Consider the following 17728-nt stretch of genomic DNA (forward strand, 5'->3'; position numbering starts at 1 on the left):
TCGTGGCCCAGCTGCCGAAGGGTAGCCAGGTGGTGGTGATCGACGACAAGTCCTCCGGCATGGACCAGCTCGCCAACGCCCTGCGCGGCGAGCACGACATCAGTGCCATCCACGTCATCAGCCACGGTGCGAGCGATTCCATTTCGCTGGGCACGGACACGGTGACGGCCGCGAACATCGACAGCTTCGCCCGCCAGCTGGGTGACGTTGGTTCCACGATGACGAAGGATGGCGACATCCTGCTCTACGGCTGCGACGTGTCCGGCAAGGACACCGCGATGGTCACGGAGATGGCGCGGCTCACCAGCGCCGACGTGGCTTCGTCCACCGATGAAACCGGTGCCGCCGCGCGCGGTGGCAACTGGGTGCTGGAAACCAGCACCGGCCACATCGAGGCGCGCACGCTGGCGCTCGACTACGACGGGCTGCTTGAATTGCCCACGGTCGATACCACTACCAAGTCGATCAGCGCCTCCGAGCCGAGCCCGCTCAACGCGACCGACGCGGACCACGCCACGCTCAGCGGCTGGACCATCACCGACTCCGGCCAGGTCACCGTGACCGCCACCGTCGGCGACAGCTCGAAGGGTTCGCTGCTGGACAAGGGCCACGGCAACGTGAGCGGTGCGAGCCTCACGTTCACCGGCACCGCCGCCGACGCTGCAAACTGGCTCAACCAGCTGCAGTTCGTGGCGGCGGACGTCGAGATCGGCAACACCGCGGCGAAGACCACGGTCGACGTGACGGTGAAGGATGTCGCCTCGGGGCTCACCGCGACCAAGTCGCAGGACGTGAACATCACGCCGTCGAACGATCCCGTCGTGGTCGGCGATGCAACGCAGAACGTCGCCGAAGTCGACAACGGCGCCGGCACCGTGATCACCAAGGACACGCTCGCCGCGCTCGACCCGGAAGTGAGCTTCGGCACGCAGACGCCCTCGCAGATCGTCTACAGCGTCACCGCCATCCCGGCCCACGGCTACCTGACGCTCGCCGGTACGCGCCTCGGCATCGGCTCGGTGTTCACCCAGCAGGATGTGATCGACGGCAAGGTGCGCTACGTGCACACCGCCACCGGCGCCGATCAGGACACCGACGACGGTTTCACCGCGCGCGTAAACGATGGCGCGACGCCGCTCGCGAAGTCGGATACGGTGCACATCACCCTGAACATCGTGCCGGAGAACCAGGCGCCGACGATCGGTGGCGACGGTAACGTCTTCGAGGGCCAGCCGGCCAATGCAGTGGACACGGGTAATGTCGGCCAGTACATCGTGGCCACGACCGGCGGTGACCCGCAGGATACGGCGCTGACGATCACGATCACCGCGCTGCCGATGCACGGCACGCTGTACTACAACGGCGTGGCCGTGAAGGTCGGCGACCAGTTCGATTACGCCGACCGCAACCTGCTGACCTACAGCAACGACGGCAGCGAGACGCAGGGCACCGATACCTTGGGCGTCCGCGTGACCGATCAGGGCGGCGGTACCGGCGTCAAGGCGTCGACCGACGGCACGATCACCCTGCACGTGCAGGAGGTCGATGACGATCCGGCGCTGATCCCGGCCAGCACGCGCGATGCGACGGTGACGGCCGCCGGCGACGGTACGGCCCAGGGCGCGTACACGGTCAAGCTGACCCCGCAGATGATCGGCGCCTCCGACGTCGATTCGCCGCCGAGCAACGTGAGCTTCGTCATCGACGGCGCGGGAATGACCCACGGCTACCTGCTGCTCAACGGCCTGCACCTGCAGCCGGGCCAGGTATTTACCATGGCCGACATCACGGCCGGCCGCGTGCAGTACGTACAGACCGCGGGCGCGACGGCAGGGCAGGTCGACACGTTCAATTTCAAGATCGTCGACAACACCACGGCGCTCCGCTGGAACGCGGATGGCACCACGTTCACCCGCATCGGCGGCGATTACACCGGCGGCCTGAAGACCGACACGCTCAAGAGCTACACGTTCACCATCCACCTGGTGAACGCGACGAGCGGCAACGGCGGCAATTTCGAACCGCCGACCACGAACGTCACCCACAACGATTCGACCTACGCGGGCGTGGACCCGGGTGGCAACGCGATCGGCTCGGTCGACGAGGGCGGCACGATCCTGCTGCACGGCACGAAGACCGGTGGCGTCCCTACCGATTTCCACACGACGCCCGGCCTGAGCTACACCGCCGATGGCGTCCCTTCGTCGCAGGTCGTCTACACCTTCCTCGGCTTCACCAACGATGCGGGCACCACGGGCGGCGGTACGCTGCAGAAGCTGGTGGGTGGCACGTGGGTGAACATCGCCCAGTACGGCACGTTCACCCAGGCGGACCTCGACGCGGGCAACGTCCGCTTCCAGCATGATGGTGGCGAGAACTTCCACCTGAAGGCGAATTTCTCGGTGTCCGCTGGTGTCTCCGTGCAGCAGCCGGACGGTACGATCGTCGCCGATACGTGGACGCCTTCGTTCGATATCTACGTGAACCCGGTGAACGACCTGCCGGTGGTTTCCGGCTCGTCGAATACGGTGATCGGCGAAGGCGAAACCGCCATGATCACCACCGGCCAGCTCGGCATCAGCGACCCGGACGATGCCACCAGCCAGTCGTACCTGGAGAGCGGCACGACGCTGCCGGGCGGCGGCAACAACTACGCTTACAACAACGACGCCACGGGCCCGAACGCGCTCAGGTTCGTCGTGAACACACTGCCCACAGGCGGCAAGCTGCAGTACTCGACCGACCACGGCGCGCACTGGACCGACGTGACGCAGGGCATGATCCTGGATGCGTCGATCATCACCGGCGATCCGCTGACCACCGGCCTGCGCTTCGTCAGCGACGGCTCCGAAGTCCGCAACACCAGCTTCACCGTCGAAGCCGTGGACCGCTGGGGCCAGCATTCGGCGTCGACCGGCACGGTCGGCATCCAGATCACCAACGTCAACGATGCGCCGGTGATTGCGAAGGACCCGACGCAGACCGACCCGACCATCGACGCGGGTTCGCCGAACAACATCGGCGGCAACCCGGTGAACAACCCGCTGACGGTGAAGGTAGGCGGCTACGGCCAGATCACCACGGCCATGCTGCAGGCGTACGACCCGGATAGCTCCGATACGCAGGTGCAGTACTCGATCACGTCCGCGCCGAAGTACGGCAGCATCGCGCGCTCCACCGATGGCGGCAAGACTTTCCATGTCCTCGGCGCGGGCTCGTCGTTCACCCAGGCCGACGTGGCCGCTGGATACATCTACTATCTCAACGACGGCACCGAGTCGCTCAACCACACGTACTCCAACACCCCGGACGACACGTTCGGCTTCACCCTGTCCGATGGTGACAAGGAGCAGCCGGGCAACTCGTTCTGGATCTACACCACGCCGGCGAACGATGCCCCGGTGGTGAAGGCGCCGACCGGTCCCGTCGACATCGATAGCGACACGGCCGCTAACAACAAGATCCCCGGGTTCAGCGTCTCCGATCCGGATATCAACGCGAACTCGGATCCGTCGCAGGATTACCTCGAGGTCGTCGTCCGCCTGCTGCATTCCGATGGATCGGCGTTCACTGCCGCCGAATACAGCGACGTCAGCATCGCCATGGGTGGCGGCATCACCGTGGATGCCGCGCACAATGGTGTTGCCGGCTACCTGGTGGTGCGCGGTACGCGCGACGACATCAACAAGGCGCTGCAAGACCTCAGCGTCACGTTCTCGACCGATCGCGACGCGAAGTATCAGGTGCAGGTCATCGCCGACGACCGCCAGCGCGATCCGAACGGCAATCTCGTGATCACCGGTGGCGCGGCCAGCGCCAACGGCGGCAGCGAGAACCAGTCGACGACGCCGGGCACCGGCACGCCGACGACCGCGGTCAACACCACGGAATACGACTGGTACAGCCAGGCCGTGCCCACGAAGGATGGCAACCTCTCGGCCGCCACCGTCGTGATCCGCGCCTCGAAGGACAATGATCCCGGCGTGCTCACCGGCCCGGGTACCGTGACCACGAAGGAAGACCAGCCCACCTATATCGGCGGCGGCTTCACCGTGAGCGATGCGGAGTCGGCGGCATTCGGCACGCCGGTCACCGTGACCCTGCACGTGGACCAGGGCACGCTCGGCGTCGGTGGCACCGGCGCCGATACGCTGGTGGATGGCGTCACGATCAGCGGCGACAACACCGGTACCCTCGTGCTCACCGGCCTCGCGAGCGATATCCAGGCGCTGCTGAATGCGGGCGTCGGCAAGGGCCTGACCTACCAGAGCGCCCAGGACGCGAACCACGACCAGAACGGCGGCGCCGCGGGTGACGTCACGCTCACCGTGAAGTTCGACGACACCGGCTCGACGATCGGTGACGACACCGGCAACGGCAGCGTGGCGAACAACCCGCCGGATATCACGGTTGCGATCACCATTGATGCCGTGAACGACGCACCGACCGTTTCGGCCGGCAGCGGTACCGTGTACCTCAGCGGCAGCACGGCGGTCGATGGATTCACCGTGGGCGACGTCGATGTCACGGATGCCGGCGGCATCACGACCGGCGAGAAGGACTTCATGCAGGTGACGGTGCGGATCACCGACGCCAACGGCGTGCCGCTCCCCTCGACGGCCTACGCGGACATCGTGCTGAACTCCACGACCTCCGGCACGGCCGGTGCGATCGTGGACGGCAAGTACGACGGTACGGATTCCGCGCTGGTCATCCGTGGCACGCGCGACCAGATCAACGCCTATCTCGCCGGCCTGCACGTCTCCATCGGTGGCGCGCTGACCAACGTCGACCAGTCGTACCGCGTGGAAGTGGTCGCGGATGACCGCCTGCGCGATGCCAACGGTGACCTCGATGGCTCGAACAACGCCAACGGCGGCCCGAACCCGGGTGACAACAACACCGGTACGGCCAACGTGCCGGGGTTGCCGGTGGACCCGTATGCGGCGATCGATAGCAGCCTCTCGAAGAACGTCACCTCCAATTACCGCGTGGTGTTCCCCTCGTCGGTGAACAACCCGACCGTGATCGGCCTCAACGGCGAGAACACCGGGACGGAGAACGCCGCGGGCACCTACGTGCTGCAGCACATCACGCTGTCGGATCCGGACGCCGGCGATGCGCCCATCCAGGCAACGATCACGCTGCCGCAGGGTTTCCTGGTCAATACCGTCAACGGCGTGGCTGCAGGCACGGGCGGCTCCTATCACGGCACCACGTTCACCGTGGGCACCGATGGCCAGGGCCGCAGCACCATTACGTTCACCGGCTCGGTGGATGACGTGGAAGCCGCCATCAATACCGTGGGCATCAAGATGCCCAACGGAACGCCGCTCGCCGACAAGAACGGCCTCTGGAACGGCACGTTCCAGGTCCAGCTCTCGGTGAACGACCTCGGCAACCACGGCGACCGCCCGGACCAGGCAACGCTGGATGCCGACAAGACGTACAACGACGGCCACTACACCGGCTCCGTCGGCGACCATTACAGCTACGCTGATGGCACCGCCGGTTCGACGGATAACAAGCTGGTCACCACGCGCGTCATCGACGTGACGATCTCCAGCGGCGAGCAGGTGAAGGAAGCCGGCCTGGTCGATGGCAGCGGTTCGCAGGGCGTGACCGGTACCGAGACCTTCGCGCTGTTCAACAGCCTCGATACCGTCACCCTGGGCAGCGGGTCTAACACGCTCACCCTGACGCTGGCGCAGCTGCAGGACCTGAGCCACGTCGCCGACGCGGACAAGACCCTGCACACGCCGAACGGCACGCTGGTCGTCACCGGTTACACGGTGAATATGGACGGCACGGCCACGCTCACGTACCACTATCAGCTGGATGGCAAGGTCAACCAGCCGGGCCTGGCGAGCAGCAACGACGTCATCACCATCCAGACCCGCGACAGCGAGGCGTTCGTCGGCCACGGCACGATCACGGTGAACATCGTGGATGACGCGCCCAAGGCCAACGCGGATAAGGCTGACGTGACCGAGGATGGCGCGCCGGTGACGGGCAACGTCGTGACGGGCTCCGGCCCGAAGGACGCGGCGGACCGCCTGGGCGCCGATGACCCGGGTGCCACCCCGGTGACCGGCGTGAAGGCCGGCAATGTGACCGGCCCGGTGAGCGGTGGCGTTGGCGGCAACGTGGCGGGCACGTACGGCACGCTCAAGCTGAACGCTGACGGCACCTATACATACACGCTGGACCCGACCAATGCGACGGTCAACGCGCTTAAGACGACCAGCGCGCCGCTGACCGAAACCTTCACCTATACGATCAAGGACAGCGACGGCGATACCAGCACCACCACGCTGACCATCACGATCCACGGCAACACCGACGGTACGCCTTCGGTGACGCCGCATGACGGCGGCAACGCACCGTTCGGCGGTGACGTCACCGTGTGGGAAGCCGGCCTGACGACTGATGGCACGCCGGGCGAAAGCAAGAGCGTGGATGGCACGCTCGACATCGTCGCCCTGGATGGCCTGACCAGCGTCACCGTAAAGGGCGTAACGCTGACGGTGACCCAGCTGAAGGCGCTGACCAGCGGCAACCCCGTCACGATCACCACTGACAACGGCAGCACGCTGCTGCTGAAGGGCTTCAGCGTGACCGACTCGGTCGGCGGCGTGCCGACCAAGGGTACGCTGAGCTACACGTACACGCTCGGTGGCGCGCTGAACCAGGCAAACAGCGACCACGGCAACGAGACGATCAACCTCAGCGTGCTCGATGCCGGCGGCGGCACCAGCACCGGTACGCTCGTCGTCACGATCATCGATGACGTGCCGACGGCGAACGCCGACCATGCGGATGTCACCGAAGACGGCGCGGCGGCGACAGGCAACGTGATCGGTGGTGCCGGCACGACCCCGGGCGCGGGCGATGTCGCCGACCGCCAGGGTGCGGACAAGAACGCTACCGTCACTGGCGTGCAGGCGGGTACGGCGAGCGGTCCGGTCACCGGCGGCGTTGCAGGTGCCGTGGCTGGCGCATGGGGCGACCTCACGCTCAACGCCGATGGCAGCTACAGCTACGCGTTGCACAACAACGATCCCGCGATCAACGCGATGAAGGACGGTGACACGAAGACCGAGACCTTCTCGTACACGATCACCGACAAGGACGGCGACACCAGTACGACGACGCTGACGATCACGATCCACGGCCACACCGACGGTACCCCTGGCGTGACGGCGAAGGACAACAACGGCGCCGCGAAGGGCGATGCCACCGTGTACGAGGCCGGCCTGGTCGACATGCCGGGTGGCGCCACCACCAGTGGCACGATTGAAGTGACCGCGGGTGACGGGCTCGACAGCGTCAACCTGTACTACAACGGCCAGCTGGCCTTCACGTTCTCATCGGCCGACCTGGCGCGCCTGGCGAATCACCAGGTGGGCTACGGTATCGGAACGCCCATCGGCACGCTGAACATCACCGGCTTCGAAGTGACGTCGTCGGTGGGCGGGCAGATGACCGTAGGCAAGCTCTCGTACCGCTTTGACCTGGGATCCGCACCTCACGTCCCTGGCGACGACAGCGCCATGACCTTCCAGTTCTCGGTGAAGGACGTGACCGGCGTCACCGGTCCGACCTCGGACTTCGTCGTCACCATCATCGACGATGCGCCGACCGCGCATAACGATACCGGCGACGTCACCGAAGACAGCGGCCACGCGCTGGCCGGCAACGTGATCGGTGGCGCGGGCGCTGGCCCGGGCGATGTCGCCGACCGCGTGGGTGCGGATGGGGCAACCGTGACCAGCGTGATTGCCAACAAGACCGGTGGCGATGTCGCCGGCACCGTCGGCACCGGCCTGGCTGGTGATTACGGCAAGCTCACGCTGAACGCCGATGGTTCGTACAGCTATGAGCTGGATGACACCAATGCCAAGGTGAACGCGCTGAAGGACGGTGAGCAGCTCACCGAAACCTTCCACTACACGATTACCGACGCGGACGGCGACACCAGCACTGCCACGCTGGTGATCACGATCCACGGCAAGACCGATGGCGCGCCTTCGATCACGCCGCACGACGGCAATGGCGTGAACAGCGCCGGCGGCGACGCGACGGTATGGGAATCCGGTCTGACGACCGACGGCCCGACGGGCGAGGGCAAGAGCGTCTCCGATTCGCTGGATATCGTCGCGGCCGACGGCCTCGATAGCATCACCGTGGGCGGCCAGGTACTGACGGCGGCCGACCTCGCCGCGCTCGGCCCCGGCCACACCGTGACGATCACCACGCCCGACGGCAGCACGCTCGAACTCACCAGCTTCACCCCGAGCGGCATGCTTGGCACGACGCCCCGCGGCGGCACCCTCTCGTACACGTACACGCTGGCCGGTACGCACGACCAGCACGGGGCGGCGTCCATCAACGACACCATCTCGCTCGATATCACGGACGCGGGTGGCACCACCACGACGGGCGGCAAGCTCATCGTGACGATCATGAACGACGTGCCCACGGCGAACGCCGACCACGCCGACGTGAACGAAGACGGTGCGGATGCGACCGGCAACGTGCTCGGCGGCGCCGGTGCCGGCGCTGGCGATGTGGCCGACCGCGCGGGTGCCGATGCACCGACGTTGGTCACGGGCGTCCAGGCCGGTATCACCACGGGCACGGTCACCGGCGGTATCGGCCCGGGCGGCGTGGCCGGCAGCTATGGCACGCTCACGCTCGATGCGAACGGTGGCTACACGTACGCCGTGGACAACACCAACGCCGCGGTGAACGCGCTGAAGGATGGCGACACGCTCACCGAGACGTACTCGTACACGATCACCGACGCCGATGGCGACACCAGCACGACCACGCTGACCATCACGATCCACGGCCACACCGATGGCGTGCCTTCGATCGTGCCGGTTGATGGTAATGGCGCGGCCGCAGGCCACGCCACCGTCCACGAGGCCGGCCTGACCGACAGCAGTGGCAGCCAGGTCACCGGCGGCACGATCGACGTCTCCGCGGCCGACGGCCTGACGAGCGTCAGCATCGGCGGCACCGTACTGACCTCGGCGCAGCTCGACGCCCTGCACGGCGGTACGCCGGTCACGATCCACACGCCGGATGGCACGCTGGTGCTGACCGACTACGTGGTCACGGCGACCAACGGCACGACGACGACCGCGGGCACCATCACGTACACGTACACGCTGGATCACGCCGTCACGCAGCACACCGCGGACAGCACGGACGACATCGCGCTGGTGGTGAACGACGCGGGCGGCGGTGTCTCCACGGGCACGCTGCAGGTCGATATCGTCAACGACGCACCGACCGCGAACGCGGACCGTGGCGACGTCAACGAGGACGGCGCGCCGCTCACCGGCAACGTCGTCACCGGGAGCACGCACGGCGATGTGCCGGACCGCGTGGGCGCGGATGCGACCGCGACGCCGGTTACCGGCGTGCAGGCGGGCAACGCCGGCGGTCCGGTCAGCGGTCATGTCGGCACGGGCGTCGCGGGCCAGTACGGCACGCTCACACTCAACGCCGACGGCAGCTACAGCTACGCGGTGGATAACGCGAACCCGGTGGTCAACGCGCTGAAGGACGGTGGCACGCTCACCGAGACCTACACGTACACGATCACGGACGCGGACGGTGACCGCAGCACGACCACGCTGACGATCACCATCCACGGCCGTACCGACGGCACGCCGACGATCGGCGCGGTGGATGGCAACGGCTCCGCGACCGGCCACGCCACGGTGCACGAGGGCGGCCTCGTGAATCACGATGGCAGCCAGACCACCACCGGCACGCTCACCGTGACGGCGGACGACGGCCTGGCGAGCGTCACCATCGGCGGCACCACGCTCACGGCCGACCAGCTCGGCCAGCTTTCGGGTGGCCATCCGGTGACGATCCACACGCCGGAAGGCACGCTGGTGCTCACCGGCTTCCAGCCGACCGCGACCAATGGTGGCGTCCCGACCGCGGGCACGATCACCTACACGTACACGCTGGACCACGCGGTCAACCAGAACGGCCCCGACAGCACCGATACGATCGCGTTGACCGTGGTCGATCGCGGCGGCGGCACGTCAAACGGCACGCTCGTGGTGGATATCGCCAACGATGTGCCGGCGGCGCATGACGACACGGCCACGATCATCCAGGACGGCGGCCAGACCTCGGCCAGCGGTAACGTCTACGTCGGCGATGACCGTATCGGCGCGGATGGTGCGGCGGCGGGCGGCCCGGTCACGGGCGTCTCCTCGCAGAACACCGGCGCGGCGGGCGTGATCGGCGGCAACAGCGTCGGTGCTTACGGCACCCTCGTGCTCAACCCGGATGGCAGCTACAGCTACAAGCTCGACGTGACCAACCCGAAGGTGAGCTCGCTCGATGCCTCGCGCACGCTGAGCGAAGTGTTCGTCTACACGATCACCGATGCCGACGGCGACACCAGCACCGCCACGCTGACCATCACCATCCATGGCACGACGCCTCCGATCCAGGCCCGCCAGGGCGACGAGATCTGGCCGATCGGCTACGACCACACCCAGCGGGATATCCGCCAGGCTTGGGAGCCGGGCCTGTTCGTGCTGCCGGATGGCGTCGAGTTCTCGCAGAAGCTCCTCGAGGACATCGAAGCGCAGCGCCGCGTCGGCGACAACGACTTCGCCCGCGACCACAGCCCGCTGTGGGACGACTTCTCGCCGTTCGCTCCCGCGAAGCTGGCGGAGAAGCATGCGGACGACAAGCACCACCAGCATCACGAAAAGGACCACGCGAAGCACGCGGCGCACACGGCACCGCACGCTTCGCACGAACCGCCGCAGGTGCCCGTGGCTATCCACGTGCCGCCACCGGCGAGCACCCCGGGCGGCGCGCCCTCGCTATCGGCCCGCATCGCGGCCATGGCGAAGGCCAAGGCCCCCGAGATCGCCGCCGTGCCCACCACACAGCCACGCCACTGATTGCGCGCCCTAAGGATTGCCTGACCCATGTCCCACCTTGACCCGATGAACACCACCATGTCGCGTTCCCCGCTGCGTTTCGCCCCGCTCGCCGCCTCGGTGGCGATTGCTGTTTTTCTGGCCGGTTGCGGCGCGGTGAAGCCGAAGCCGCTGACGCATGACGAGATCGCCACCCGCGTCCGCAACGACACGGCCGCCATGTACAAGGGCCAGGAGCCGCTGAACGGCGCGCTCACGCTCTCCGACGTCATGGCGCGCTCGCTGAAGTACAACCTGGATTACCGCCTGAAGCTGATGGAGACGGCGCTGTCGCAAGGCCTGCTCGACGTGTCGAAGCTGGACATGCTGCCGAAGCTCACCGCTGATGCCGGTTACCGCTGGCGCAGCAATGACTCGGGTGGCACCAGCATCGGCATCGAGGACCGCATCGTCTCGCTGCGCCCCTCGACCTCGGAAGAGCGCGCCCACCTGCTCGGCGATGCCACGCTCTCGTGGGATGTGCTCGACTTCGGCCTGAGCTACTTCCGTGCGAAGCAGGCCGCGGAAGACGTGAACGTCACCGACGAGCGCCGCCGCAAGGTGCTGCAGAACATCGTGCAGGACACGCGTGATGCCTACTGGCGCGCGCTGGGTGCGCAGCGCCTGCTCGGCGAGGCGACCAGCGTGGCCGACAACATCAACGCCGCGCTGGAGAAGACCCGCCAGGCCGAACGTGCCGGCATCCTTCCCCCGGTGGAGGGCCTGGAATACCAGCGCGCGCTGCTCGATGCGATGAGCCTGGTGACGCAGAAGCGCCAGGAGATGGAATTCGCCAAGCGCGAGCTCGCCGCGCTGATGAACCTCGCCCCGGGTACCGACTTCACCCTGGCCGATACCAGCGAAGGTGCGCTCGCACCGCTGCCGTCCAGCATCGACCAGCTCGAGCAGATGGCCCTGGAACAGCGCCCGGAACTGCGTGAGGAAGACTACAAGACCCGCATCGACGCGCTGGAAGCGAAGAAGCAGATCACCGCGCTGTTCCCGAACCTCAACCTGTTCGGAGGAATTGGCTACGACTCCAACAAGTACCTGTACAACGAGAACTGGACCCAGGGCGGCCTGAGCATGTCCATGAACCTCGTGCGCCTCGCCGGCATCCCGGCGATCAAGCGCGCGAACAAGGCACGCATGGAGGTCGACGATGCGCGGCGCATGGCGCTGAGCATGGCCGTGATCACCCAGGTCCGCGTTTCGGTCGAGCGTTACAAGCTGGCCATGTACGACCACAGCCTCGCGCTCGAGTCGGCCAGCGTCGACCAGCGCCTGGCCAGCGTCGCCCGCGCCGGTTCGGACAACCAGCTGACCAGCGACCTCGAAACCCTGCGCACCCGCGCCCGTTCGCTCGTCTCGCGCTTCCAGGAAGCCTCGTCGTATGCCGCCGCGCAGTCGGCCTATGGCCGCGTGCTGAACTCGGTGGGCATCGACCTGATGCCGGAACAGGTGTCGGGCAGCGACGTGGCGACGCTGTCGCGCGCGATCCAGACCAGCCTGGTCGAGGGCGAGAAGCACGTGTTCACCCAGGTCGTCGACGTGGCCCATGTCGATCGCCCCTTCTCGCTGAGCGTCTCCGGCCTGCCGGCGAAGGTGGATGGTGCCGCCGTGCGCGATGCCGTCGGCAGCGTGCTCACCGGTAACCGCCTGGCACTCGGCAACGGCAATGACAGCCTCGCCGTCGACCTGCGCTACAGCGCCACGCGTGGTCGCGCAGCGACGCGTGCGGTGTGGGACGTGACCGTGCAGGACAAGGGTGGCCGCCAGCTGATGAAGCAGAGCTACCAGAGCTACCTGCCGGACGACGCGACCACCCGTTCGGTGAGCGCGCTGGCCGAGGCGGCCGTGCTCTCGGTGCTCGACCAGCTCCGCCAGCTCTCCGCCGCCCCGGAAACGGCCGCGGCCAACACCCCGTAATTCACACGTAGAACCCGAAAGACATGAAGACCTCGATGTGGCTGCCGGCTGTCCTTGCGCTTGGCATCGTTAGTTCCGCCGCCGTGGGTGCCCCCGTGGCCCCCGCGGCGGGTACGCAGGCGCCGGTGCGTTTCCTGGTCGTCGCCGACCAGGAGAGCCCGATGTCCGCGGCCGCGCCGGGCCGCGTCGCGCGCGTGTACGTGCAGCTGGGCGATAGCGTGGCGAAGGGCAAGGTGATGGTCGCGTTCGACTGCAGCGACCTGACCGCCAAGCGCGATGCCGCCGATGCGGAATACAAGGCCGCGCAGCTGCGCTACGAAGCGAAGGCCAAGCTGCAGGGCCTGCAGTCCGCTGCCGCGCTGGAGGTGGAACTCACCGCCGCCGACGTCAACCGGACCAAGGGCCAGCTCGGCATCATCAACGCGCAGATCGCGCAGTGCCGCTTCGTGGCACCGTTCGATGGCCGCGTTGCGCGTGTGCACGTGAAGGAAGGGCAGGGCGTGGGTGCAGGCGCTCCGGTGGTCGACCTCGTCGGCACCGGCACGCCCAAGGCGCGCCTCAACGTGCCTTCCAACTGGATCAGCTGGCTGAAGCCGGGTGCGCACCTCGATGCGACCGTGGATGAAACCGGCGCGCACTACCAGCTCACGGTGACCCGCCTGAGCGGGCGCGTGGATGCGGTGAGCCAGACCATCGAGATCGAAGCGGATTTCACCGGCGATACCAGCCAGGTGCTGCCGGGCATGAGCGGTCGCGCCGCGCCGGGCAAGGGCTGAGCGCATGACCGCCAAGCCTGCCGCCACGACGCCGGCGTCGTCGCGCTTCTACGCGCTTGCCTCGCGCGTGGAGGCGGCGGCGACCGCCGCCGAACTCGGTTTCGCCGCCTGCAACGACACACGCCTGCTGGTGGATTACCGCCAGGCGGCGCTGGTGGTGCTGCCTGCCGCGCGGCCGCCGCGCCTGGTGGCGCATTCCGGCCTGGCGGATGTGGATCCGAATACGCCGTATGCGTTGTGGCTTTCAGGCGTTGCGAAGGCGGTGGCGGCGCGTTGTGCCGAGCTGCCGGGGAACGCGCGCGTGCTGCCGCTTTCGCCGGACCTGCTCGATGACGACCTCGCCGCGGGCTGGAGCGAATGGTTCCCGGCACATGTTTGGGTACTTCCGCTGGTCGGGCCCGACCAGTCCGTCGGCGCGTTGCTGTTCCTTGGCCGCGACGAGTCGTGGCCGACCACGCTGACGTCCGATGGCGACGAATTCGCGCTGCTGCAGATGGCCGGTCTGTACGGCTACGCGTGGTGGTCGCTGGTGGCGCGCCCGTCACGCGTGCAGCGCTGGTGGCGTGCGGCGACGAGTGGCAAGCGCTGGCGCTATATCCTCGCCGGCCTGCTGGTCGTGCTGCTGCTCCTGGTGCGCGAGTACACGCTGGTGCCGGCCGAGATCATCTCGCTGCATAGCCAGGTCATTGCCTCGCCGCGCGAGGGCGTGATCCGGCGCATGGTCGTTGCGCCGAATGCGTCGGTGAAGGCCGGCCAGGTGCTCGCCGAGCTGGACGACACCACGCTGCGCAACAAGCTGGCGGTCGCCCAAGCCGAGCTCGCGACGGCGAACGTGGAAATGCACCAGGCCGCGCAGCAGGCGATTGAAAGCCAGAACGCGAAGGCCGACCTCGGCATGGCCGAGGGCAAGCTGCACGAGCGCGAGGTGGATGTCGCTTCGCTGCAGCGCGAAGTGGAAAAGCTGGAGATCCGCGCGACCGCCGATGGCGTGTTCGTGTACTCCGACCCGGATGACTGGGCCGGCCGCCCGGTGCAGACCGGCGAACGCATCGGCCTGCTCGCCGACCCGCATACACTGGGTGTGCGTGCGTGGGCCCCGGTGGGTGAGCCGACCAACCTGGAGAGCGGGGCGCCGATGACGGTGTTCCTGAAGGTCGCACCGCTCAGTCCGGTCGGCGCGCGCCTCGACTATGCCGGCTACCAGCCGGTGGAATCGCCGACCGGCGTGGCGAGCTACGTGCTGCGTGGCACGGTGGATGGCGACGCTGCGGCGGCGCGCATCGGCCTGCAGGGCACCGCGCGCGTCTCCGGCCACTGGAACGTGCTGGGCTACCTGCTGCTGCGCCGCCCGATCGCCACCGTGCGGGCCTGGGGCGGGGTATGAACGCGGCGGCCGCCATGGCCGCCAGCGGCGCCGGCATCGACGCGGGTCCGGCGTTGCCGTGGCCGCTGTTGCGCGAGGAGCTGGATATCCACGCCGCGGGCCGCAACCGCGATGGTTCGCCGGCGTGGCATCTGTCCGATCCGGTGCGCAACCAGTTCTTCCGTATCGGCTGGCTGGAATTCGAGATCCTGCAGCACTGGGGTCTCGCCGATCCGGCGGCCATCGCGGAGGCGATCACCGCATCGACGACCTTGCAGGCCGAGCCGGATGACGTCGTCGAGTTCGCGATGTTCCTGAAGCAGCAACAGCTGCTGCGCAGCGCCACCCCCAAGCGCACGACCTCGCTGGGCCATTGGCTGCTGCAGAACTACCTGTTCATCCGTGTGCCGCTGGTCCGGCCGCAGCGTTTCCTCGCGAAGATGCTGCCGTGGATCCAGTGGATGTTCACCACGCGTTTCCTGATGGTGACGCTGCTCGCCGCCGTGCTCGGCCTGGTCTTCGCCGCGCGCCAGTGGGATGTCGTGCAGGCGAACCTGCGCGGTGCGCTGACCTGGGATGGCGTGTTCGCCTTCGCTGGCGCGCTGGTGTTTTCCAAATGCTGGCATGAGTTCGGCCATGCGTTCATGGCGACGAAGCACGGCGTGCGCGTCGGCCACATGGGCGTCGCGCTGCTGGTGATGTGGCCGATGGCGTATACGGACACGGGCGAGAGCTGGAAGCTGGAGCGCTCGCAGAAGCGCCTCGCGATCGCTTCCGCCGGCGTGATGGCCGAGCTGGTGCTCGCGGCGTGGTGCACGCTGCTGTGGTCGTTCGCGCCGGATGGCAACTTCCGCAATGCGCTGTTCTTCCTCGGCACCACCGCGTGGGTGCTGACGATCGCGGTGAACGCGAGCCCGTTCATGCGCTTCGATGGCTACTTTATCCTGGCCGATGCGCTCGATTACCCGGGCCTGCACGAGCGGGCAGGGCGCTGGGCGAAGCGCTGGGTACGGCGCACCTTCCTCGGTATCGAGGATCCGCGGCCGGATGCGGTGTCGAAGCCGTTTGCCGCGTTTCTTACCGGCTTTGCGTTTACGACCTGGCTGTACCGACTCACGTTGTTCGTGGGCATCGCCGTCGTGGTCTACCACGCCTTCTTCAAGGCGATGGGCCTGATCCTGTTCCTCGTGGAAATCCTGACGTTCGTGGTGAAACCCATGCAGTACGAAGCCCGTGTGTGGTGGCAGCGCCGCGCCGAGATCCGCTGGCCCGTGGCCCGCCGCTGGCTCATCGGCATCGGCGCGGTGGCGCTGGTGTTGCTGGTGCCGTGGTCGGCATCGATCAAGGGCGATGGCGTCGTGGAATCGGGCTTCGAGCAGCCGGTGTTCACGCCGTATCCCGCGCAGATGGACAAGGTGCTGGTGCACGAAGGCCAGGCGGTGAAGCGTGGCGAGGTGTTGTTCGAGCTCTCCGCGCCAACGCCGCAGGATGAGGGTGCTAAGGCGGACGCGTTGCGCGAGGCGTATGAATCCGCCGCGCGTGGCGCCTCGGCGCTGGATCGCGATGGCGTGGCCAAGCAGGTCGTTGCCGACCGCATGGCCGAGCAGTACGACGCGCAGAAGCTGGCGAGCACGGCGGAACTGCACCGGCTGCGGATCGTCGCCGCGGCGGATGGCGTGGTGCGCGATCTCGATGAAACGCTCCGCGCGGGTAGCTGGGTTTCGACCAGCGCGCGCATGGCCACGATCGTGGGTGGCTCGCGCTGGCGCGTCGAGGCGCTCGTCTCCGAAGCCTACCGCGCGCGCCTGTCGCTCGGCAGCGAGGCCACTGTATTTCCGAAGGGTTCGGCCACGCCGCTGCATGGCAAGGTCGTGACCATCGACAACGGTGCCCTCGAGCACCTGCCGAGCCTGGCCCTCGCGAAAGAACGCGGCGGCCCGATCCCGCTGAACCCCACGGCCCCGCCGAAGGAACTCCGCCCCGCCGCCGTGTGGTACCGGGTGCGCGTGGAAGGCGAGAGCGCCACCCCGGTCCCCAGCGAGCAACTCGCCACGGTGCACTTAACCGGCAAACGCGAGAGCTACGCCCGCCGCTGGATCGATAGCACCCTGCTGATCCTGTTGCAGCAGACTGGCCTGGGCAAAGACGGCTGATACGTACGCGAACCGAAAGCTCCGGGACGGGATGGCGAAAGGTAGGCAGGAGCAGGCTATCCCGCAGGCCCCACGGGGCCTGTTCCATCGGGCCGGCCGGTTGTTAACGGCGATTTGTCACATTTTTCGCGCCGGTCCGTCATGTAATCAGGGTAGATATGCCCAAGACCTACGCGAGGAACCGACCATGGCGCTGGCCGCTGCACGCATCGAACCGATGGCCCCCCTTTCCATGATCCTGGAGAGCTGTGCAGGCGTGAATGACACCACCCGGGTGCTGGATCTCCCGGAGGACGTGATCGATTCCCTCGAGCGCCATGTCAGCTGCGATCTCCCCGTCAACACCTCGACCTTCTGTGAATGGCTGGTGATGCAGGCGATGGACCCGACCGAAAGCCCGCTGACCGTTGGGCAGCTGAAAGCTCGGTACTGCTAAACCCCCAATCATCAAAAAGACATGTGGGAGCGGGGGTGGGGGCGGTTGGGGGTTTGTGGACACCCCAACCCGCCCACAGCGCCCCCCCAACGGATACGGCGAGA

The 17728-nt window shown here is 67.3% G+C and carries 6 protein-coding genes; all 6 read left to right on the forward strand.

Annotation, left to right across the window (positions count from 1 at the left end; translation table 11 throughout):
* Window positions 1–2 precede the first annotated feature (2 nt).
* The 6 genes from ACTHLF_RS18965 to ACTHLF_RS18990 all read left to right on the forward strand — a co-directional run bounded on the left by ACTHLF_RS18965 (window position 3) and on the right by ACTHLF_RS18990 (window position 17624).
* Entirely contained in the window at window positions 3–10949 is a 10947-nt protein-coding gene (locus ACTHLF_RS18965; protein ID WP_440329432.1) for a VCBS domain-containing protein, read from the forward strand.
* Between the two features lie 27 nt (window positions 10950–10976).
* Window positions 10977–12896, forward strand: coding sequence for a TolC family protein (locus tag ACTHLF_RS18970; RefSeq protein WP_440329434.1), 1920 nt, complete (start codon window positions 10977–10979; stop codon window positions 12894–12896).
* Window positions 12897–12919: 23 nt separating this feature from the next.
* Window positions 12920–13672, forward strand: coding sequence for an efflux RND transporter periplasmic adaptor subunit (locus ACTHLF_RS18975; protein ID WP_440329436.1), 753 nt, complete (start codon window positions 12920–12922; stop codon window positions 13670–13672).
* A gap of 4 nt (window positions 13673–13676) precedes the next feature.
* On the forward strand, window positions 13677–15056 hold the full coding sequence (locus tag ACTHLF_RS18980) for an efflux RND transporter periplasmic adaptor subunit (protein ID WP_440329438.1): 1380 nt from the start codon (window positions 13677–13679) through the stop codon (window positions 15054–15056).
* Window positions 15053–17188, forward strand: coding sequence for an HlyD family efflux transporter periplasmic adaptor subunit (locus ACTHLF_RS18985; RefSeq protein WP_440329440.1), 2136 nt, complete (start codon window positions 15053–15055; stop codon window positions 17186–17188). Before ACTHLF_RS18980 ends, ACTHLF_RS18985 begins: the two co-directional genes overlap by 4 nt.
* Before the next feature lie 187 nt (window positions 17189–17375).
* On the forward strand, window positions 17376–17624 hold the full coding sequence (locus ACTHLF_RS18990) for a hypothetical protein (protein ID WP_440329442.1): 249 nt from the start codon (window positions 17376–17378) through the stop codon (window positions 17622–17624).
* Window positions 17625–17728: the final 104 nt, after the last annotated feature.

The sequence above is a fragment of the Luteibacter sp. genome (assembly GCF_051958795.1).
Lineage (GTDB): Bacteria > Pseudomonadota > Gammaproteobacteria > Xanthomonadales > Rhodanobacteraceae > Luteibacter.